The organism is Dyadobacter luteus, from assembly GCF_003383615.1.
GTDB classification, from domain to species: domain Bacteria; phylum Bacteroidota; class Bacteroidia; order Cytophagales; family Spirosomataceae; genus Dyadobacter; species Dyadobacter luteus.
Window position 1 is genome coordinate 58,726 of sequence record NZ_QNUL01000024.1, and the last position, 21,968, is coordinate 80,693.

General features: G+C 42.4%; 15 protein-coding genes. 7 read left to right on the top strand and 8 right to left on the bottom strand.

Features of this window, described 5'->3' with window-relative positions; genetic code table 11:
* Positions 1 to 167 precede the first annotated feature (167 nt).
* The gene (locus DSL64_RS22460; RefSeq protein ID WP_115833187.1) at positions 168 to 2,558 is read right to left on the bottom strand and encodes an ABC transporter permease; all 2,391 of its coding nucleotides are present in this window, start codon (positions 2,556 to 2,558) and stop codon (positions 168 to 170) included.
* Positions 2,559 to 2,952: 394 nt separating this feature from the next.
* On the opposite strand from DSL64_RS22460, the gene DSL64_RS29020 reads away from it, so the two are divergent.
* Together DSL64_RS29020 and DSL64_RS29025 are read left to right on the top strand one after the other, a co-directional pair.
* Positions 2,953 to 3,099 carry a hypothetical protein gene (locus tag DSL64_RS29020; protein WP_158547971.1) on the top strand — a complete coding sequence of 49 codons (147 nt, stop codon included), beginning with the start codon at positions 2,953 to 2,955 and terminating at the stop codon, positions 3,097 to 3,099.
* Between the two features lie 115 nt (positions 3,100 to 3,214).
* Positions 3,215 to 3,388, top strand: coding sequence for a hypothetical protein (locus DSL64_RS29025; RefSeq protein ID WP_158547972.1), 174 nt, complete (start codon positions 3,215 to 3,217; stop codon positions 3,386 to 3,388).
* A 33-nt stretch (positions 3,389 to 3,421) separates the two neighbouring features.
* Here the strand turns inward: DSL64_RS29025 and DSL64_RS22465 are convergent, their stop codons facing one another.
* The 6 genes from DSL64_RS22465 to DSL64_RS22490 form a co-directional block, all read right to left on the bottom strand.
* Positions 3,422 to 5,809, bottom strand: a complete 2,388-nt coding sequence (locus DSL64_RS22465; RefSeq protein WP_115833223.1) for an ABC transporter permease — start codon at positions 5,807 to 5,809, stop codon at positions 3,422 to 3,424.
* A 157-nt stretch (positions 5,810 to 5,966) separates the two neighbouring features.
* Positions 5,967 to 8,399, bottom strand: coding sequence for an ABC transporter permease (locus DSL64_RS22470; RefSeq protein ID WP_115833188.1), 2,433 nt, complete (start codon positions 8,397 to 8,399; stop codon positions 5,967 to 5,969).
* 202 nt (positions 8,400 to 8,601) lie between these two features.
* Complete coding sequence (locus tag DSL64_RS22475; RefSeq protein ID WP_115833189.1) at positions 8,602 to 10,956, bottom strand: ABC transporter permease; 2,355 nt, start codon at positions 10,954 to 10,956, stop codon at positions 8,602 to 8,604.
* A gap of 200 nt (positions 10,957 to 11,156) precedes the next feature.
* The gene (locus tag DSL64_RS22480) at positions 11,157 to 13,559 is read right to left on the bottom strand and encodes an ABC transporter permease (RefSeq protein ID WP_115833224.1); all 2,403 of its coding nucleotides are present in this window, start codon (positions 13,557 to 13,559) and stop codon (positions 11,157 to 11,159) included.
* 92 nt (positions 13,560 to 13,651) lie between these two features.
* Positions 13,652 to 14,224: a hypothetical protein gene (locus DSL64_RS22485; protein WP_115833190.1), complete on the bottom strand. Its 573-nt coding sequence runs from the start codon at positions 14,222 to 14,224 to the stop codon at positions 13,652 to 13,654.
* 57 nt (positions 14,225 to 14,281) lie between these two features.
* Positions 14,282 to 14,959, bottom strand: coding sequence for an ABC transporter ATP-binding protein (locus tag DSL64_RS22490; RefSeq protein ID WP_115833191.1), 678 nt, complete (start codon positions 14,957 to 14,959; stop codon positions 14,282 to 14,284).
* Positions 14,960 to 15,221: 262 nt separating this feature from the next.
* On the opposite strand from DSL64_RS22490, the gene DSL64_RS29335 reads away from it, so the two are divergent.
* Positions 15,222 to 15,443: a four helix bundle protein gene (locus tag DSL64_RS29335; protein ID WP_229217189.1), complete on the top strand. Its 222-nt coding sequence runs from the start codon at positions 15,222 to 15,224 to the stop codon at positions 15,441 to 15,443.
* A 46-nt stretch (positions 15,444 to 15,489) separates the two neighbouring features.
* On the opposite strand, the gene DSL64_RS22500 is transcribed toward DSL64_RS29335, so the two are convergent.
* A complete protein-coding gene (locus tag DSL64_RS22500) occupies positions 15,490 to 16,734 on the bottom strand; it encodes an efflux RND transporter periplasmic adaptor subunit (RefSeq protein ID WP_115833225.1) in 1,245 nt (414 codons plus the stop codon).
* Positions 16,735 to 17,701: 967 nt separating this feature from the next.
* On the opposite strand from DSL64_RS22500, the gene tnpA reads away from it, so the two are divergent.
* The 4 genes from tnpA to DSL64_RS22520 all read left to right on the top strand — a co-directional run bounded on the left by tnpA (position 17,702) and on the right by DSL64_RS22520 (position 21,956).
* Positions 17,702 to 18,148: an IS200/IS605 family transposase gene (tnpA, locus tag DSL64_RS22505; protein ID WP_115833192.1), complete on the top strand. Its 447-nt coding sequence runs from the start codon at positions 17,702 to 17,704 to the stop codon at positions 18,146 to 18,148.
* 5 nt (positions 18,149 to 18,153) lie between these two features.
* Positions 18,154 to 19,524 (top strand): sigma-54-dependent transcriptional regulator, encoded by a 1,371-nt coding sequence (locus tag DSL64_RS22510; RefSeq protein WP_115833193.1) that lies wholly within the window; start codon positions 18,154 to 18,156, stop codon positions 19,522 to 19,524.
* Between the two features lie 17 nt (positions 19,525 to 19,541).
* Positions 19,542 to 19,940 carry a lysozyme inhibitor LprI family protein gene (locus DSL64_RS22515; protein ID WP_115833194.1) on the top strand — a complete coding sequence of 133 codons (399 nt, stop codon included), beginning with the start codon at positions 19,542 to 19,544 and terminating at the stop codon, positions 19,938 to 19,940.
* A 75-nt stretch (positions 19,941 to 20,015) separates the two neighbouring features.
* Positions 20,016 to 21,956 (top strand): glycoside hydrolase family 127 protein, encoded by a 1,941-nt coding sequence (locus DSL64_RS22520; RefSeq protein WP_115833195.1) that lies wholly within the window; start codon positions 20,016 to 20,018, stop codon positions 21,954 to 21,956.
* Positions 21,957 to 21,968: the final 12 nt, after the last annotated feature.

The window sequence follows — 21,968 nt, forward strand, 5'->3', positions numbered from 1 at the left end:
GCAGAGAGTGAAAGATAATCATACCAAATTACCCTCAAAACAACAACAAACTGAAATACAAACACTTAAACACCAAATTAGCAAAGAAAAAGTGTTCAATTACGGACACTTTCGTTCACAATTGGACTGATGGCAATTATCAATCCTAAACGCTAATCCTCATGGTCCTACTCATTTTTCAAACTCTTCACGGGATTCATCAGCGCCGCTCTGATACTTTGGTAGCTAATCGTAAAAAGTGCCACGAGAACGGCACAAAAACCAGCAACTGCAAAAATGATCCAGTTTAATTCGATTTTATATTCAAAGCCTTTGAGCCAGGAAGACATAAAATAGAAGCCAATAGGAGATGCGATAACGATGGCTATCAATACCAGAATTAGAAAATCTGTAGAAAGTAGCGTTACGATAGCGGCAACAGATGCTCCCAGCACTTTCCGGATTCCTACTTCTTTAAGGCGTCTTTCGGCGGTGAAAGTGGCCAGCCCAAACAGACCAAGACAGGAAATGAGTACAGCTATCGCTGCAAACGCGTTGAAAAGAACCGCTGTACGCTGCTCACTTTTATAGAGCCTGTCGTAGGTATCATCAAGAAATGAATAGTCCAAGGCATAATCTGGAATCATTTCATTCCAAACTCTTTCTACCGCGCGTATCGCTTCTGCCTCCTTACCCGGAAGCGCTTTTACATACAATCCCAAGCTCCATTCGGTATTGTTGAAAAGCACCAGAGGTTCAATTTTCTCACGAAGGCTTTTAAAATGAAAGTCTCTTACAATACCGATCACTACACCTTTTTTACCCTGGAAATCAAACCTCTGACCAATCACAGGCTTGGGCAAATTCAGTTTCCGAACAGCAGTTTCATTCAGGACTACATTACTTTGATCTGTGATGCTATTGGGTTCAAACCACCTTCCTTCTTTTATTTTCACATCGAACAGCTTATGAAAGTTATCTTCGACCGCAATTTGGGAAACAGTAGGATTGAAATCTTTTGGACGACCATTCCAATCGTAACTGCCCGTTGTGCTGCTACCGATTTGTACGATGCTCTGGCTCGCCACAGTAACATCCGCAATACTGGATTCAGTTAGTAACCTACTTTTCATGGTCACTGGTGCAACTTTTGCTTTCAGTGACCAAGGAATCCGAAATGTAAATGTGTGAGCACGGTCATATCCCAGTTCTTTTTCACGTACAAATTTCATCTGCTGAAATACGACCAAAGTAGAGATAAGAAAAACTACCGCCACGGTGAACTGAACAACCACAAGCGCTTTTCTGAAACCCCCGTTTGTAGAGCCGAGCACATTGTTTCCTCTTAATATATCAAAAGGCTTGAACGACGACAATAGCAAGGAAGGATAAACACCTGTAAGAAGTATGGCTGTGAATGTAGTTCCGACGAGAACGTACCAGAGTGAAGCATTGCTAAGAAAAAACTCAAAAGTTCTACCTGTCAGGGAATTGAAGACAGGAATTAACAAATAAACAGACAAAAATGCCAATAGAAAAGCGGCAAAGCATGTCAGTACAGACTCGGTCATAAATTGCCCGAAAAGATGCGAGCTACCTGCCCCCAAAAGCTTTTTAACACCTATCTCTTTAGATCTTACGCTGGCTCTTGCAGTGGTTAGATTCACGTAATTGATACAGGCTACAAGCAAAATAACCAAAGCCAAGCCAAAGAAAATATAAATTGTGCGCTTGTCGCCCACGTGCTGGCTGGCTCCCTGAATCTGATTGTTAAAGTGCATCTGGGTTAACGGCTCCACTTCCAGAGTAATGTTTGTCGACGGTTTTCCATTGTCATCCAACTTTGCACCAGAGATCACTTTAGTTAACTTTTTCCCAAACTCATTCCGATTCGTGTTTTTCTTTAATACAGTATAAGTTTCGTAGTTGAACTGATTCCAGTTATTGTCATTTTCAAATATCTTAGGGTTAGCCCAATAAGCTGCTATTGGAATAATGAAATCATATTGAAAACTGGAATTGGCCGGATTGGCTTTATAGATAGCCGAAACAGTATAATCCAGCAAATCTATTCTGACAATTTCACCTAGCGCATGGGATGTGTTGAAGAGTTGCAATGCTTTTGCTTCCGTCATTGCGATGTTGCGTACCGTAGCTGAAAAATCCGAAGCAGAGCCTTCCACAAACTGATAATCGAAAACGCGAAACCAGTTGGAATCTGCATAAATCACATTTTCGGCATTCACTTTTCGGTCACCCACTCGCAATGATAAGCTCCCGATACTATTTTTCCGCGTGACCATTTCGACTTCTGGTAGTTTACTCAGCTCATTTGTCAATGGTAATGGCGTATTGGACCAATGCCAGGTCTCTTCCTTACTTACCTGGAGATGCGTAATGATTCTGGAAATCTTGTCAGATTTTTGATGATATGCATCAAAGCTCAGCTCATTCTGAACCCATAGCAAAATGAAGACAGCTGCAACCATTCCCCCGGTAAGACCGATGATGTTGAGGCCGGTAAACAATTTCGAAGCCATCAGATTCCGAAACGCAATTTTCAGGTGGTTTTTCAGCATAAGGGTTGGGGGTTAAGGGATTAGGGCAGAGTTCTAAGGGCTTTGAGCAGAGGAATTTGGGCATGGAGTTAATAGCCTGGGATAATACTTATCAGTACAAATATCCTGTGCCCCATGCCCCTAATCCCCGTCAGGTAGTTTTTGAGCATAGCATCCTTAACAGTTCAAACTAAAAAGCATATAATTATACCAGCTATAAATTTAATTTTAATACACTAATATACAGATACTTATATCAGTCACTTAAAACCATATTGTCCGATTCCGAACACATTTGTACGAAATTGAAGTTGGCATTTTTTAACCGGGTCGTGTTGCGAAAAAATCCGGATATAAATCCAACCAAATCAACCGATATACTGTCATTACTTCATACCTCTAACCCAAACCTATTATGAAAAAGCTGTACAGCCTTATCTTGCTTGCAACTGGTTGCATCATTGTTTCCTGTAAAAAGGAAAATATAAATAGCCGTGAAAATGTAGGAATCGTAGGTAAATGGAAATTAACAGAAACATTTACGACTGATCAATACGACTGATCAAAATGGTGTTACCAACTGGCAAAAAGTAGGTGAACACGCATCTTCACTTCTTGAATTCAAAGCAAATGGAGATTTCTCAGAGATAAAAGGGCTGATTTATTCCTCTATTAATGTGAATAATACCTACAAACTACTGAAAGACAGCACTATCGTTTTGAGTGTTAAAGATTCTGTTTCTTTTCCTCACAAAACCAAATGGTCGTATTCTGAACTTACTCCCGAAACACTTGTCATTAACCCGGGCTGTATTGCCCCCTGCGGCGCTAAATATATCCCGGTAAAATAGCTGGAAGCTCCGTGGCAAACAGCCTGTAGCGCATTAGTCACTTCCCAGCGACCTGATAGGGTTGGTCATGGCCATTCTGATGCTCTGATAACCTACAGTAAGCATAGCAATTGCTATTGCTAGCAGCGCCGCTATCGCAAAGTACGTCCATGAAATTTCTATCCGGTACGGGAAATTCTCCAGCCAAAGATTGGCCAGATATGCTGACAATGGGAGGGCTACCACAATCGCAATCAATACCAATTTGATAAAATCTCCCGAAAGCCGGGTTGTGATGCTTGCAACAGAAGCACCGAGGACTTTGCGAATTCCTATTTCTTTCATCCGTGATTCAGCATTAAAAGTAGCCAATCCAAACAAACCAATACAGGAAATGAAAATGGACAAGATAGCCGCAAAGGTGATGATTTGTTTCCATTTCGCTTCTGATTCATACCGCTGCAAGTTGGAAGCATCTTCAAATTTGTATTCAAAAGGGAGAAAAGGGACATGCTTGTTAAAAATAGCTGAAACCTTTTTCATCGTCTCGGGAATACCTGTTTCATTCAATTTGAGATAAATAGCGCCTAAGCCATAATTGGGATCTTGTGTCAAAAGAAGAGGCTGGATTTCTTCCTTCAGAGATGCATAATGATAATCTCTGACTACGCCGATTACAGTCATCTTTTTTTGTTTCCAGAAAAAGTCAATCTCTTTGCCTATCGGATCTTTCCACCCGGCTTCTTTTACAAAGGCTTCATTAACTACGACTGAATTTTCAGGATCTGAGGGGAAGTTCTGAGAAAAGTTTCTGCCCTTCAAAACAGGAATTTCCATTGTACGTAAAAAGTTGTCATCAACCCCGATATAGCCAAAACTGATCTCTCTCCCGTTTATTTTTGCACCTGTTCCATTGTAATTCCCGTTAAATGCCGCAACATTTTCGACCCCGGAAATACCCTTCAAATCCTGCATGATACTTGTCCTGGCATTTTCTGCTGTGCCTCCCCGCCCGATGCGGAACATCATCAGATTTTTGTCATTGTATCCTAAATTCTTGTTTGTCAAATATTTAAACTGTGAGTAAATAACAACCGTCCCAACTACAAGACATACAGAAAGTGCAAACTGGAAAACAACCAAGCCTTTGGTGAGGTAATTTTTTCGGGTTAGCCTTGTCCGGTGATAAAGTGTTTGCGCCGGGCTAAATCCGGACAAAACCAGCGCAGGGTAAAATCCTGCTGTGAGGCCTGTTACCAGATACAAAGCAACATATCCGGAAACGAGTTTTAAATCCAGGAGATAGGAGAATGCTAATTGTTTGTTTGCCAAATCGTTAAAAGTGGGTAAAACAACTACCAACAATATAATGGCACATGTGAAAGCGACCAGGGACAGCAGGAATGATTCGCCTAAAAACTGAATCGTGAGTTGCTTCCGCTGACTTCCCACCACCTTACGAATTCCAATTTCCTTCGCGCGCTTCAACGAACGTGCGACAGTCAGATTGACGAAATTCACACAGGCGATAAGCAAGATAAAAATAGCAATCCCTGAAAGAATGTATGAGTAAATGGGATTACTTGCATAAGTCAAACCATTCCTGAGCCCACCATCCGCTTCGGCATCCAGATGAAGTTCTAGGAACGGTTTAAGATGGAAGGTAATTTTCTGCTTAAAATCCTTTATTTTACTAATTTCTTCAGCAGATTTGGTAGTAAAAACCTTGTTCATTTTGGGAGATATAGCTTGGTAATCAGCCTTATCGTTCAGCAAAACAAATGTGTTCATGTAAAACCCAAGCCATTCATTGTCAATCCATTTTCTGGATTCCTGGAAAGCAAATGGCAAAACAAAGTCGAACTGAATAGATGAATTCTGGGGACAATCCCTTGCAACTCCCGACACAACAAAGGGCTCAAAACTTTCCCCGACTTTGAGTTCTAAGACCTTTCCTACTGCCTCTATGGTACTAAAGTATTTCTCAGCCATTTTCTCAGTAAGTACAACGGACTGCACGTCCGAAAGCACTGTCCCGGGCTCACCGGACAGCAAAGGCATTGAAAAAACACTGAAGAAATTATTATCTGCAAAAATTACATTTTCGTTCAATAACTCACTACCCTTTTTGATTACAAAGGAACTGCCCTGGACCCGTACCACCTCTTTAATTTCAGGAATTTCCTGCTTGAACGAAGGCCCATGAATAGCATTTGTACTACCGATAGTCCTGCTGCCCTCGTGATCTTTCATTGTAACATCAATCCTGTATAGCTCATTCCTGTTTTCATGAAACCTATCAAAACTAAGTTCATCCTTAGTATACAGCACGATCAGCATACAGCAGGTAAGCCCCAGCGACAAGCCTGCAATATTGATCACAGAAAACACGGAGTTTCTGATGAGATTCCGGAAGGCGATTTTGAAATAGTTTTTTAGCATAGCTATTCGTTCTTGGCCGTTAGCTTTAAGCATTGGCGGAGTTTATTTAACATTTCACTTAGCTATCAGCATTAAGCATTCAACATTAAGACGCTACCAATCAGAAAGTTATTAATTCATCTGGCTAATTGCTGACTGCTAAATGCTACTCGCAATATCACTCACTCTTCAACGACTTCACAGGATTCATCAATGCTGCTTTGATACTTTGAAAACTTACAGTAAACAGGGCTATGAGTACGGCCAATATACCCGCAGCGGCAAACATCCACCACGACAATTCCACATGGTAAGCGAAGTCGTTGAGCCACCTGTTCATGGCAAACCAGGCAATAGGACTTCCAATCGCAATAGCGATCACAATCAGTTTGAGGAATTCTTTCGAAAGCAGAGCCACAATACTTGCCACACTAGCACCCAATACTTTTCTTACTCCGATTTCCTTCATCCGTCTTTCGGCAGTGTAAGCAGAAAGACCGAAAAGTCCGAGACAACCAATGATAATTGAAATAGCTGCAAAAGTGATGAAGATCTGTCCGACACGCTGCTCACTACGGTACACGTTGTCGAAGTCCTGATCCATAAAACGATAGTTGAAAGGCTGACCAGGTGCCATAGTTTTCCATAGCGCCTCCACCTGACTGACCGTCTCAGGAACTGCACCACCATTCATTTTCAATACCACCGTACCATTGCTTTTATAAAGAATAAGACTTAAAGCACCTATGTTCTTGCGCAGTGATTCAAAATGAAAGTTTTTAACCACCCCTATGACCGTATACGTCACCTTCTTTGTCAGTTCAGCGTCTTCGTAGCCAAATATCTTTTTCCCAACAGGGTCGTCATAGCCCATTACTTTGGCAGCAGCCTCGTTGACAATAATACCTGTAGAATCCGATGGAAAATCGGGGCTGAAACTCCGACCCGTTTTTACCTCCAGACCAAGGGTTTTCACAAAATCAAGATCAACAGCCCATTTCTGCATATTAATTCCCTTGTCCTGCTGAATTTGTCCTTCAGGAAAAAACGTATGGTCAGTACGTGAAGACGGAGTAGGCAAAAAACTGCTGATCGTACCCGATTCTATATTCTTAATTTTTAATACTTGCTGTTTGAAAGCTTCCACCTGACTGCCTAGCGCGTAAGCATCATTCACGATCAGCATTTGCTCCTTGTTGAACCCCAACTTTTTGTTCTGGATATAGTTCAGCTGACGATAAATTACTCCGGTACCTACAACCAGCATGACAGAAATTACAAACTGAAATACCACCAGGATATTCCGCATCGCTCCATTCCCTTTTCCGGTCAGCTCAATATTCTTTTTGAGAACACGTAAAGGTTCAAATGCTGACAGGAAAAATGCGGGATAACTTCCAGCCAAAATCCCTACGATAGTACACGTGACTATCAGAATCGCCCAGAACAAGACATTTGTAATCGGAAATACGATTTGTTTACCTGCAAGATGATTAAAAAATGGCAGTGTAAGATAGGCCAGCAGCAATGCAATTCCCAGAGATAAAAAACTCAGCATCACCGACTCTGTAAGGAATTGCTGTACCAATGCTGATCTACCCGATCCGAGTGATTTCCTCACTCCCACTTCCTTGGCTCTGTTGGTAGACCGGGCCGTAGCCAGATTCATAAAATTGACGCAGGCAATTGCTAACAAGAATACAGCCACCACAGCGAAAATGTACACATACTGAATATTCCCGTTTGCATTTATTTCAGCTCCACGGTCAGAATACAGGTGTATATCTGTAAGTGGCATGAGTGTGTAACGGATGTAGTTTCCCGATTTCCTGACTTCCGCCAGCGTTGTTCCAAGAAATGACTGCACCCATTGGGCCGTATATTTTTCAAGAACAGTATCAAAATACTTTTCAAACTGTGCCGGATCTGTTCCCTCACTAAGTAACAAATAGGTGTTGTAATTGTGGCTTCCCCAATTATTCCTGCGGCTTTCTTCACTGGAGCTCATTGAAAACAACATGTGTACGTTCCTGAGATGAGACTTTGCAGGAATATCCTGCATAATGCCCGAGACAGTGTAAGTCGTATTGTTGTCCACGATCAGCGACTGACCTATGGGATCGGCGTCACCGAAATATTTACGTGCATCCGTTTCAGACAGAACTACAGTATTCGGAGTACTCAATACCTTATTTTTCTGACCGGCTACCAATGGAACAGAGAAAACATCAAAGAATGTAGAATCAGCATAGAAAACATGGTTCTCTCTCTGGTTTTCGGTAGTTCCGGCCACTTTCACAAGCTGGCTCCCATTTTCACGCAGCCTTGTTACCTGTTCTATCTGAGGATAATCTTTTTTCAATGTAAAAGCAAGCGGATCAGGCGCTACAGCGAGTGTCATATCCGCTCCGCCAAATCTGATATCCGAATTGACACGATAAATCCGCTCTGCATTTTCAAACGATCGGTCGAAACTCAGTTCATCGACGATGTAGAATGTAATGAGCATGCAACTAGCCAACCCCAGCGACAAACCGAACATGTTCAGAAAGGTGTAGAACTGGTTTTTGCGAAGATTCCGCCAAGCGATTTTTAGATAGTTTTTGAACATAGTTTTTTAGCTTTTAGCTGTGAGCTCTTAGCCACCAGCTTTAAGTCGCAACTTTTACAACTGGCCTGAGTGACATACTTTGGGCCTTAAATAATTTATTTACAATACAATTTATTAACTATGAGTCACTGGCGGTTAGCTACTCAGCATAAAACCGAACCCTGGCTAACGGCTAAATGCTAATAGCTATAAGCTAATTTCATCATTCGCTTTTAAGCGTTTTAACAGGATTCAACAGCGCTGCTTTAATCGCCTGAAAACTCACCGTTATTAAAGCAATAGAAAGCGCAGCAATGGCAGTAACCACAAAATACCACCACTCAATCCTGTAAGCGTATTTGTCCAGCCAGTTTCGAAGGAAATACCAGGCAATAGGAAAGGAAATTAATGCTGAAATGGCTACCAATTTCACAAAGTCCTTCGACAACATGGCAACCAGATTACTTATACTTGCGCCCAATACTTTACGCACGCCAATTTCTTTGGTTCTTTGTTCTGCAGTGAAAGCCGCCAGACCGAATAATCCGAGGCAGGATATAAAAATCGCCAGGAACGCAAAGTAATTAGAAAGCTTACTCACCACATTTTCAGACTTATACAATTTATCCAGTTCCTGATCGGCGAAATAATATTTGAACGGTGTACCAGGGTTGAATTGTTTGAAGACATGTTCTATACGATCAATGGCCTGTTTGGTCTGTCCTGATTCAGTACGGATTAATGCAACTCCCCAATTGTCTGTTTTAGGTTGCAAACCGACAATCAATGGTTCGATGGCTACATGCAGAGAACCTATGTGGTAGTCCTTCATCAGCCCGATAATTTTCCCTTTTTTACCCCACATCGTCAACTCTTTACCTACGGGATCTTTATAACCGATCTTTTTTGCAGCCGCTTCGTTGATCAGGTAATTGGATGTATCCGTTCCGTATTCGGGACTAAAATCGCGACCATCCAACAGCTGAATATCCATAGTTTTGACAAAATCGTAACCAGATGGATTCACTGCAAAAAGCAATTGCTGAATTGTATCTTTTCCGGGCCAGGTTACACCCATGGTCGAACTCCCTACTTCAAGCGGACTTGCCTGAGAAGCAGTTACAGATTTAATTCCCGGTTCATTCTCCAACGCCTGTTTAAAAGCCGGAAAATTTTTGGCCATTCCTTTTTCCAGGTCATCAATATAAAGCAGGTTACCTCTGTCGAAACCAAGGTTTTTATGCTGAATGAAATCGATTTGCCGGTATACAACGATCATCGCCATAATCAGCAGAATAGATAGCCCGAATTGAAAAACAACCAATCCCTGGCGGAAATAGGATGCACTCGGTTTGAATTTCAAAGATCCTTTCAGAATCGTTACCGGATTGAGAGACGACATGAACAAGGCCGGATAACTCCCCGCCATGATACCGGTAAAGGCAGTAAGACCAAAAACTACAGCCAGCATAACAGGATCGAACAGATCAAAAGAAAGCTTTTTATCTGTCAGCTGATTGAAAGAAGGAAGCATCACAACTACGATTACGATGGCAACCAGCAATGAAATCAGTGTAATAAGTACCGACTCTCCCATAAACTGGGCAATGAGGCTATGTCTGTATGCGCCCACAACTTTGCGCAGCCCCACTTCCTTCGCTCTTTTCACAGAACGCGCAGTAGCCAGATTCATAAAATTAATGCAGGCAATCACCAGAATGAAAACTGCGACAATCGAGAACATCTTCACATACTCAATGCGCCCGCCTGTTTGTTTACCCGATTCCCACTTCGAATACAGATAAGATTCTCCATAATTGACCAGGAAAATATCAATGTTACTATTCTTGTTTTTGGTCTTGATATAGTTTTTGATCTTGGCATTCACCTTATCCACGTCCGCATTTTTCGCGAGCATTACCGCGCAACGTGGCCCGTTGTTACCCCACTCTTTGGCCCAGGCATTGTCCTTCAGCCATTGATCAAAGCTCATCAAAAATTCAAAATTCAGTGATGAAGAAGGATTAATATCTTTCAATACACCTGTCACTATCACATCCGTTTTACCATCCACCCGTATCGTTTTTCCCATCGCGCTCTGGCCTTTGAAATACTTACCCGCCAGTTTTTGAGAAATGACAATCCCATCCGGACGTTTCAGTGCGCTGGCGGCATCACCTTCCGCCAGATCATAAGAGAACATTTTCAGAAAATCACCCTGTACATACCTCCCGCTTTCATTGTCAAACACGTCGCCTACCTTCAATACAGGCGTTTCCTCCCAAAGTAGTTGAGATGCCATTTCAATTTCAGGAATATCGCGCACGATGTTTTCTGCAAGTACACCCGGCGTTGCAACTGTCGTATTTATGGTGCCGGAATAATGTTGATTTTCATACACACGATACAGTCTGGCGTCATTCTCATGAAACCGATCCATCCTGATTTCATCCTTTACCCAAAGGACAATCAACAAACTGCAAGCCATTCCCAGTGCAAGTCCGAGAATATTGATGAGGCTGAACGACTTGCTTTTCCACAAGTTCCTCCAGGCGATTTTTAGATAGTTTTTGAACATGGCTTTTTAAGCTTTTAGCTGTGAGCTCTTAGTCGTTAGCTTTGAGAGTCTGCTACTTTAATAATTAGCTTTGGTTATCTACTATCAGCCTTAAATAATGGCAATGGGTATTTATGACTATTGGCTCTTAATTAATATGTTCGTTCCAAAACTCAACTAATTTTGGGTAAAAGCTAAATGCTAACAGCTATTAGCTACCTTCACTCACTTCTCAACGATTTCACCGGGTTCATCAACGCTGCTTTAATACTCTGGAAACTAATGGTAACAAGCGAGATACCTATGGCAAGAACGCCAGCAAGTACAAACACCCACCATTGAATTTCTGTATGATAAGCAAAATCCTGTAACCAGTTGTGCATGCCGTACCAGGCAATTGGGGAAGCAATGACGATGGCGATCAAAACCAGTTTAAGAAAATCCTGTGACAGCAGAGCCACCAGACTCCCCACTGAAGCACCAAGTACCTTTCTCACACCTATTTCTTTAGTTCGCAACTCTGCCATGAACATCGAAAGTCCAAGTAATCCCAGACAAGAAATAAAGATGGCAATCCCTGCGAATAGACCGAAAAGTAATTGTTGCGTTTGCTCAGTGGCATATAGCTTGCCAAACCGCTGATCCAGAAATTCATAGCTGAACGGAATATCCGGATACTTGCTTCGCCAAAATGATTCTATATGGCCAATCGCTTCCTGAGGATTATTTCCTGATATATGCACCGATACGCGTCCCAATCTATTAGCTTGATACATCATTACCAATGGCACTATTTTCTGGTGGAGAGATTCAAAATGATAATCTTTTGTGATACCGATAATCTGTCCTCTGCTTTGCCCGTAACCAAAACCCGAACCAATTGCTTCTGAAGGGTTTTTCCAGCCAAGCAGCCTGGCGGCGGTTTCGTTCAAAATGAAGCCGCTGGTTTTATCTGTTCCGTAATCCCTTGAAAAATTCCGTCCGGCAACCATCTCAATCTGATAAGCAGGAATAAAATCTTCGTCCACCGACAACGATTTGATAATGATATTAGACTCTGTAAATGAGTCTCCCTTCATCACATAAGCTTCCCAGGAATCGAGCAAACGCATAGATGGTATACGTGAAGAGCGCCCCACTTCCTTGATGTTGTTATTTTCTTTCAGGCGTTGACGGATGGATTCAAAATCGGTTGTGGTATCCTGTGGCATGTTGAGCACTACCACCTGATCCTTTGAAAAACCAAGACTATAATTACGGATGTACCGCATTTGGCTATACACTACCACAGTGCTGATGATGAGTATCACCGCAATAGAAAACTGAACGACCACCAATGACTGGCGAAGCTGTCCGTTTTTCAGAGCAGTTGCAATTTTGCCTTTCAGTACGCTGATAGGTTGAAACGACGTCATGAAAAACGCCGGATAGCTTCCTGCTACAAAACCCGTAAATATGGTAATGAATGCCAGGATACCCAGGAACACCGGATCGAGTAAAGCCGAGAATGAGAGTTCTTTATGAGTAAATGTATTCAACGATGGCAAACAGAATACAACGATCAGCACCGCCAGAACTACCGAAATAAAAACCAGCATCACGGACTCACTCAGAAACTGACCAACAAGCTGGGACCTGACTGCTCCAATCACTTTCCTCATCCCCACTTCCTTCGCCCGCGTCGCCGATTTGGCTGTTGCGAGATTCATATAATTGATGCAGGCAATCAGCAGAATGAAGATGGCAATAGCTGAAAACAAATAAACATATTGGACATCGCCGTTAGCCTCAATTTCTGAGTCCAGATGAGAATACAAATGTATGTCCGTCAACTTCATTAGGTCAAGAACAGAGTACTGCGGAGCAGTGTCGCCAATGTGTTTTTTCTGGAAAGCAGGAAATGCTTTTACTAACTTTTCAGGATTGTAATTTTCAGGTAAAAGTAAAAACGTTGAAAACGAATTATTATCCCAGTTCCGTTTTAACCCATCCGCTCCATAAATGCGTGGGTCATTCAGTGTAGAAAATGAAACCAGAAAAGAAGGATGAAAATGAGACTGAGCAGGCAGGGGCTCAAAAACGCCTGTAACGGTATAATCAATCTGATTGTCGAGCCGCACAGTTTTGCCAAGCGCATTCTCTTTTCCAAAATATTTCTCGGCCATGGGTCTTGAAAACATAATAGAAAAGGGATTTTCAAGTGCTTTATCGGCATTCCCGCTAATCACATCAAAACTGAATACCTTAAAAATGTTGGGTTCAGCCGCGAACAAATCATCTTCATTGAAATTGTGCTCTCCGTATTTGACAAGTCCCCCGGTTTCCAGCATGCGGACCACTTGTTCTATCTCCGGAAAATCCTCTTTGATAAGCGGGCCAAACGGAGGAGCTACATGCCCAAGTTTCAGGGAAGTAGTTCCGTCTTTGGAAAGAAAAGTTCTCGACAAACGGTAGATTCGGTCCGCATGCGTATGATGACGGTCATAGCTTAGTTCATCTTTCACATACAAAGCCAGTAGCAGGAAACAGGCAAGCCCGACGGACACACCAGCAATATTGATCACACTAAAAACCTTGTGTTTAAAAAGATTACGAAATGCGATTTTGAGATAGTTTTTGTACATGGCTATGTTGCTGTAAGAACATGAAGGATTACCGGTACCTATCCGGATCCTCATTAGAACCGGATAAGTACCTCTATTTTCGGTGCACTATTTTACTTTCCTGATGGAAGTACGATCTCTGCTTCGAAGTTGCTGATAATCTGCTCACGCTGTTTGGCAGATTTTGACGTAGCGTTCACCGTTTTTTCAAATACGAACTCCTCGCCATTTCGCGTGAATTCATATTTGAGATACATTTCTCCGGTTTCTGAATCGAACTTAACCTCTTTCGTAAAAGGTTTCCCGGTTACCTTTTCTGTTGATCGTATCTCTTTGTGATCTGAAACAGAGAGATCTTTGGATGTAGAGGGAACGGGGCGTGGAGCAGGTCTGCTTCGTGGTGGCTCCGGAGCTGTATGGGGCTCAGGCGAAGTAACACTTCCCAATCCTAACGAATCAAAAGCCTCCTGGGTAATATCTTTTCTCTCCGCCTTAGTTAGTCCGGCCACAAGAAAAGTACGGTCGTAGCGAATGCTTTTGCCATCTATAGTACCGTTGATACTGATCGACAACTTATTTCCGTCATCATCAATACTCCTGCTAATGTGCGTGCTCTTCTGAGCCAACGTGGTAGTGGATACACCAGTTACAGCCGCAAGCATGAAGATTAAAAATTTTCTTTTCATGGCCGGATTAAATTTTGGTAGTTAATTTGGTATCAGCCTCAGGCTGTTTCTTAAAATCTAAACGTGTACTTTTTCGGTCACGATTTTTCCGTCAAACAGGTTCACGATACGGTGTGCAAAACCGGCATCATAAGGTGAGTGAGTCACCATCAGAATCGTCGTTCCTGCATTGTTTAGCTGGCTTAGCAAATTCATTACTTCTTCTCCGTTTTTAGAGTCAAGGTTACCGGTAGGCTCATCGGCAAGGATCGTCTTGGGAGTGGCTACAACAGCTCTGGCGATGGCTGTACGCTGTTGCTGTCCACCGGAAAGCTGCTGAGGGAAGTGATTGCGACGGTGCATCATATTCATGCGCGTCAGAGCTGCTTCCACTTTTTCCTTACGTTCGGCAGGTGGTGTCTTCAGGTACAACAACGGAAGCTCCACGTTCTCGTATACAGTCAGTTCATCAATCAGGTTAAAACTCTGGAAAACGAAACCAATATTTCCTTTTCTGATCTGCGCACGCTGCCGTTCCGACATTTTCGCAACTTCGGTTCCATAGAACTCATAAGATCCTTCACTGGGATTATCCAGCAGTCCGAGGATGTTCAGCAAAGTGGATTTCCCACAACCGGAAGGGCCCATGATGGCCACAAATTCGCCATCTTTCACTTCCATATCAATGCCATTGAGGGCAGTAGTCTCGACTTCCTCCGTAGAGAAAACCTTGTGCATGTTGGTAATTTTGATCATACTATTAGCTTTGAGCTGTTGGCTATTAGCCAAGATTACAGATAATTTAAATATTTTGATCGGATGAGCACATAGTTACTTATCCATAAAAGTTTATTCTAATTGACAAATCTTGCTATTGGTATCAAATGAAAAATTTTAAAGAACTTCTGGTTTGGCAAAAGAGCCATATTTTAACTTTTGCTATCTATGAAATCACCAAATTTTCCCAAAAGAAGAATTATATGGGCTTACCAGTCAAATCAGACGTTCGGCCATTTCAATACCTTCTAATATTGCTGAAGGCTGTGGTCGAATGTCGGATAAAGAACTAGCGCAGTTTTTAATCATCGCCAATGGATCCGCTTCAGAACTCTTCTATCAAATCTTCCTTGCAAAAGAACTGGACTATTTATCTCATTCTGACTACGATCAACTTGATACTCTACTTACCGAAGTCCAAAAGATGTTAACAGCATTTATTAAAAAACTTCGATCCGTTTGACATTCCCTATTAGCTATAAGCTCATCGCTAAAAGCTAATAGCTCTATTAAAACTCAAGTACTTCATTATCTCCGAAATTCTCATACGAGCTGGTGATGACCTTTTCGCCAGGCTTCAATCCATCCAATACTTCAAAATACTCCGGATTTTTACGTCCCAGGGTGATACTACGTTTTGTAGCTCGTTTTCCATCCTCGTTCACCACGTACACCCAGTTTCCACCTGTTTCAGAGAAGAAACCTCCTACCGGTAAAAGTGTGGCCTGAGATGGTTGACCTAATTGGAGGCGTATCGGAGCCGACTGCCCTCTTTTGATCAGTTCGGGCGCTTTTTCAAACTCCATATCCACTTCAAAACGGCCGCTTTTTACTTCCGGATATATCTTGATGATCTTCAGTCCATAAGATTTACCATTGAAATCCATGGTACCAGTCAGTCCGGCAAAGATTCTGGAAATATAATGTTCATCCACCCCTACACGCATTTTAAAACCATTCAAATCGTCGATCTGGCCAATATTCTGTCCCTGATTAATATTAGAACCTACCTCCACGTTCATAGAAGACAACAGGCCAGACACCGGCGCTTTCACAGATAAATTTTCCAACGTTTGCTTCCATAGGTTCACGTTCTTTTGCGTGCTTGCCAGCGTTCCTTCCAGTTGAGCAATCTGCATTTTAGCATTCTCCTCCTGGTATTTCTGAGACTCGATCTCAATTTCTCTTTGTTTCACCAGACGCTCGTAATCACGCTTGGTTTTAAGATAATCTGCATCGGGAATGACCTTATCCTTGTAAAGCTTTGTATTACGGTCGTGTGCATCCTTCGCCTGATCAATCTGAAAATCAAGTTCGCTCAATGATTTTTGCAGATTAAATCGTGCAATTTTCAAACTCTGACGCGTATTTTGAAGATCGTTTACCAATCGGCTGGCTTCTGTTTCAGACTGAAGAAAGCTTAATTTAAGATTCTGATTTTCAAGACGAAGTAGAACCTCTCCTTGCTTCACCATGTTACCACCTTCAATCAGTTTTTCTGTGACGTAACCACCCACGATTGCATCCAGCTGTATGGTTTTGAGTGGCTGAACTACACCGGTAACAACAATAAATTCATCGAATTTGCCCTGTGAAACAGATGATATAGTGAGTTTATCCTGATCCACATTCAATCGGGTTCTTTTTTCGGAGAAGAAAAACTGATAGATCAAAAAGCTCGCAAACAAAACCCCACCTGCAATCAGACCGATACGCTTCGTTGTCCAGAATTTCTTCGGTTTAATCTTATCCATTGTTGATGATCCGCCTGTAAATCCATTGCCGGAACCTGGCGCGTTAGGTGTTTTCACTTCCATTATTTCGATGTAATATAAGTCGTATCAGTACTAAAATCCATAGGTTAATTTCAATGACTATGCCATGAGTCAATAAAAAAATCAAACAATTGATATTCAAACAATTAGTACATTTTACATTTTAACATTTTGTTCATTATCGGACATTTCTGTGCATGTACGGACATTGAGCGCATTGTGTAAATAACATTCAACCCCGATGGGGTTGGTATAACCGGTTATCAACGCATCCGCGAATTGCATCCGTCCCATCGGGTTTCACCCGGCGCTATTCGTATTTGATCCCTATGGGATCATGCGTAACTGGTCATCAATACCTCATTCCAACGGATTGCATCCGTCACATCGGGTTTCACCGGCGCTATTCGTATTCGATCCCTACGGGATCATGCGTAACTGTTCATCAACACCTCATTCCAACGGATTACATCCGTCCCACCGGGTTTCACCCGACGCTATTCATATTCGATCCCTACAGGATCGCGCGTAACTGTTCATCAATACCTCTTTCAACCGGATTGCATCCGGCCCTATTCATATTTGATCCCTACAGGATCATGTGTGGTTACTCATCAACGCATTATTCCACCGGATTACATCCGGCGCTACTCGTATTGGATCCCCTCCGGGATCATCCGAAATCAGATGTTCAGAAAAAAAACAGAAGATACACGAATAATAGGTGAGGATTTAACTCGAAGTCGGAAGAAGAAGCCCGGAGGGCTTAAATACGAATAACGCCGGGTGAAACCCGGGGCAACAAGCACAAACTCCACGTCGCCCGGCAACCCTGTAAGGGTTGAATATTACAGCCGATTTCCATCCGTTACATTTTCCTACCATACCGGTCAAAATCCCAGTTCTTTCCTCAGATCACACTGTCATCTTCACCATCTTATCTACCATGAACACCTACACGCAAATTCTCTATCAAATCGTTTTCAGTACCAAAAATCGCGAACGCGTCCTGACTGAAAACAACCGTCCCCAACTTTTCAAATACATTTACGGATTGCTAAAAAATAAAAATTGCCATCTTTATCGTTTGAATGGTGTAGAAGATCACATTCATATTCTGACGGGTCTTCATCCCTCTGTTTCTTTATCCTCTCTGGTTAAGGATATTAAGATCGGGACTTCCTTATACATCAAAGAAAATCGTCTCTTTGCAGGATTTACTTACTGGCAGGAGGGTTACGGAGCCTTTACCTATTCAGTCAGAGATAGAGATATGTTAATAGAATATGTTAAAAATCAGGTAGAGCACCACAAAAAGCTTACTTTTAGGGACGAATTTATAGCCATGTTAAATGAACACCAGATCGTGTTCGACGAAAAATATCTAATTTAAGAACCATGCAATTATCAGAAGCCAAAATCCTCATCATTGACGACGACGTAGACGTATTGAGTGCTGCAAAACTTTTACTGAAACGCCACGCCAAATCCGTTGACATCGAAAAAAATCCTCAAAAACTTCCGTTTCTGGTAACGAACGGAGAGTACAATCTCATTTTGCTGGATATGAATTTCACGCGTGATGTCAATAGCGGAAGAGAAGGATTTCACTGGCTCGACCGCATCCTGGACATCAATCCAAAGATGAAGGTGATTATGATTACTGCCTACGGTGATATCGAAATGGCGATCAGGGCAATCAAATCGGGAGCAACGGATTTTGTGCTGAAACCCTGGGAAAATGAGAAATTATTGGCTACCATTTCAGCAGCGCTACTGGTCAACAACGCAGGCGGCGCTGGAATAGCACCGGAAGAGAAAACGAAAGAAGAGACTAAAAAAGCAAAAAACAACGCTGATACAATCGTTGCCACCAGCGATGCAATGAAACAGGTTCTATTCACGGCTGAGCGTGTAGCGGCAACGGATGCAAATGTTATTATCCTTGGGGAAAACGGAACCGGAAAAACGCAACTGGCCCGGCATGTTCATCAACATTCGCAACGTGCGGAAAAACCTTTTGTAACGGTGGATTTAGGGGCGTTAAGCGAAAGCCTTTTTGAAAGTGAGTTGTTTGGTCATGTAAAAGGAGCTTTCACGGATGCAAAAGAGGATCGTGCAGGGCGATTTGAAGAAGCTAAAGGCGGCACTATTTTCCTGGATGAAATTGGCAATCTGAGTTTGCCGCTACAAGCCAAGTTACTGACAGTTATTCAGGACAGGAAAGTGACACGCGTAGGTTCTAACAAATCGATAGCGTTGGATGTACGCCTTATTTGCGCTACCAACATGAATATTGAAAAAATGGTACAGGAAAAAACTTTCCGTCAGGATTTACTTTACCGTATCAATACTATTGAACTGGATTTGCCCCCGCTACGTGAAAGGCATGAAGATATTTCAGCTTTGGCAGATTTCTATCTGAAACAGTTCAGTAAAAAATACAACAGGCCTGTAAACGATATCAGCAGTGCGCTGATCAAAAAAATGCAGCAATACAACTGGCCTGGTAATATCCGTGAACTCCAGCATGCGATAGAAAGAGCGGTAATTTTATCCCAGGAAAAAACGTTGCAACCCGACGACCTCTTTCTGAAAAGTGCGACCGGACCTGCTGCAACCGCTACTGGATTCGATCTTGAAAACATGGAAAAGACGCTCATTGTGAAGGCTATGAAACGTTTTAATGGCAATATCACTGACGCAGCAAGAGAACTAGGGCTAAGCCGCGCCGCATTATACAGGCGTATGGAAAAATACGGGTTATAAACTTAGATTCAATGACGATGAAATACCTTATTCTGATTTTCCTGTTCTGTTCGGCACTAACTGCTGCTTCCGCTCAGACTCAGTCTGAAATGAACCAGGAAGCTGATCTGAATTATAAAAAAGCAGATAAAGCGCTTAATGCGACATATCAAAGAGTGTTGAAGGAACATGCCTCGGATAAACTTTTCATCAAAAACCTTAAAAACACACAGCGTATATGGATCCAGTTCAGAGACGCAGAAATGCTTACCAAGTATCCGCTTACGCAAGCTAACGCCTATGGGAGTGCGCATCCTATGTGCTGGTCATTATATCTGACGGAGCTCACAAATGAACGTAATGAAAAACTGAAAGTTTGGCTGACCGAGTTTGAAGAAGGAGATGTATGTGACGGTTCATTTGGTAAAAGCAGATAAAAATCTTCGTTAAAGGCATAATTTTTTCATTTTGGGATTGTTTTCAAGTTTATATACACTGCAAACAATTCCAAAATGGCTAAATATCTCATTGCAATAATTTTTCTCCTACACACTCTATTCATTTCTGCTCAAAGCAATAAACCGTCTCCGGTTCCTTTAAAAAGTGTAAAAACCAAACAAGGCTTCTGGCACCAGCGCATCGAAAGTGCACGTACTACTACAATTCCCCACGTATTGCATGAAATTGAAACTTCGGGCCGCATAGATAACTTCGCAGTCGCAGGCGGCTTGAAACAAGGCATTTTTCAGGGAGCACGTTTCAATGACTCTGATGTTTTCAAAACAGTAGAAGGAGCGGCATACGTGCTTCAAAATCAATACGATCCTAAATTAGACAAATATCTGGACAGCCTGATCGTACTCTTCGCCGCTGCTCAGGAATCAGACGGATACCTCTACACCCTGCGAACCATCAATAAGGACACTACCGGATCTTACGACTGGATCGCCGGTCCTACCCGCTATTCATTTGAAAACGGCAGTCATGAACTCTACAATGTGGGGCATCTTTATGAAGCAGCAGTTGCACACTATGAAGCAACTGGCAAAAAATCCTTATTGGATGTTGCCACCAAAAATGCGGATCATCTTGTACGCACATTTGGGACCGGTCCGGGTCAATTGATTGTCGTGCCTGGTCATGAAGAAACTGAAACCGCTCTGATACGCTTGTATCGGACGACAGGAAAAAAGGAATACTATGATCTCGCAAAATTCTTCATTGACATGCGCGGGCGATCGGATAAACGCCCATTGTTCCTTGACGAACACAAACTGGGACCGAGTTATTTCCAGGATCAGATTCCTGTCGTAAGGCAAAAAGAGGCGGTTGGACATGCCGTACGTGCCCAGTATTTGTATGCCGCCATTACTGACATGTTGATTGAAAAAGAAGATCCTGCTTATGAAAAAGCAATTCACCATATCTGGGAAGACGCAACCTACAAAAAGCAATACATCACCGGTGGAGTGGGTGCACGCGAAGACGGGGAAGCCTTTGACAAAGCCTACCTCTTACCCAACGACAATGCCTATGCAGAGACCTGTTCCGCTATAGCCAATATGCTTTGGAACCATAAAATGTACTTGTACACAGGCCAGGCCAAATACATGGATGTTTTTGAAAGAGTACTATACAATGGATTTCTGGGCGGAATGTCAGTCAAAGGTGATGAGTTCTTCTATGTAAACCCAATGGCTTCTGATGGTAAAAATGACTTTGGAAAAGGATCCGGCGCAGTACGCCATCCATTTTTTGGAACAGCCTGCTGTCCTACAAACGTAGCACGTTTTTTACCCCAGGTTCCTGCGTTTATCTATGCTAAAAATGGGAATGATCTTATTGTAAACCTGTTTGCAGATAGTGAAACTGAATTTACTATCGAAAATAACAAAGTTAAACTTTCGCAGCAGACCAATTATCCGTGGGAAGGTAAAATCAAACTGATCGTTTCGCCAGAAAAACAGCAGGAGTTTCCGCTTTCCATCAGGATACCAGGCTGGGCAACAGGAGAGGCTATTCCGGGAGATTTGTATACTTATAAATCAGCGAAAATGAACCCTGTTTCAATTACAGTGAACGGGAAAACAGTGCAGATAAAGTCTGAGAGCGGTTATGCAAAAATTTCCCGCAAATGGAAGAAAGGTGATGTGGTAGAAGTGGTGCTGGATATGCCGGTGAGACAAGTGATTGCTAATGAAAACATCAAAGACAACGTAGGCAAAATAGCAATTGAAAGAGGGCCGGTATTGTATTGTGCCGAGGGGCACGACAATCACGGGAAGGCAAATTCGATTGTTATCCATGCTGATCAAACATTCACACCGCAATTCGATGCCAACCTGTTGGGAGGTATTACAACATTGAATTCGGATCAGACTAAATTGATCCCATTCTATGCCTGGGCCAACAGAGGAGCCAATGAAATGACGGTTTGGTTTAATACAAAATAGACACCTGCTTGT

Bases quoted from the DNA above. Each gene is read 5' to 3' on its own strand.
- DSL64_RS22460 (WP_115833187.1), bottom strand. From the start codon at position 2,558: ATGCTGAAAAACCACCTGAAAATTGCGTTTCGGAATCTGATGGCTTCG.
- DSL64_RS29020 (WP_158547971.1), top strand. From the start codon at position 2,953: ATGAAAAAGCTGTACAGCCTTATCTTGCTTGCAACTGGTTGCATCATT.
- DSL64_RS22465 (WP_115833223.1), bottom strand. From the start codon at position 5,809: ATGCTAAAAAACTATTTCAAAATCGCCTTCCGGAATCTCATCAGAAAC.
- DSL64_RS22470 (WP_115833188.1), bottom strand. From the start codon at position 8,399: ATGTTCAAAAACTATCTAAAAATCGCTTGGCGGAATCTTCGCAAAAAC.
- DSL64_RS22475 (WP_115833189.1), bottom strand. From the start codon at position 10,956: ATGTTCAAAAACTATCTAAAAATCGCCTGGAGGAACTTGTGGAAAAGC.
- DSL64_RS22480 (WP_115833224.1), bottom strand. From the start codon at position 13,559: ATGTACAAAAACTATCTCAAAATCGCATTTCGTAATCTTTTTAAACAC.
- DSL64_RS22485 (WP_115833190.1), bottom strand. From the start codon at position 14,224: ATGAAAAGAAAATTTTTAATCTTCATGCTTGCGGCTGTAACTGGTGTA.
- DSL64_RS22490 (WP_115833191.1), bottom strand. From the start codon at position 14,959: ATGATCAAAATTACCAACATGCACAAGGTTTTCTCTACGGAGGAAGTC.
- DSL64_RS22500 (WP_115833225.1), bottom strand. From the start codon at position 16,734: ATGGATAAGATTAAACCGAAGAAATTCTGGACAACGAAGCGTATCGGT.
- tnpA (WP_115833192.1), top strand. From the start codon at position 17,702: ATGAACACCTACACGCAAATTCTCTATCAAATCGTTTTCAGTACCAAA.
- DSL64_RS22510 (WP_115833193.1), top strand. From the start codon at position 18,154: ATGCAATTATCAGAAGCCAAAATCCTCATCATTGACGACGACGTAGAC.
- DSL64_RS22515 (WP_115833194.1), top strand. From the start codon at position 19,542: ATGAAATACCTTATTCTGATTTTCCTGTTCTGTTCGGCACTAACTGCT.
- DSL64_RS22520 (WP_115833195.1), top strand. From the start codon at position 20,016: ATGGCTAAATATCTCATTGCAATAATTTTTCTCCTACACACTCTATTC.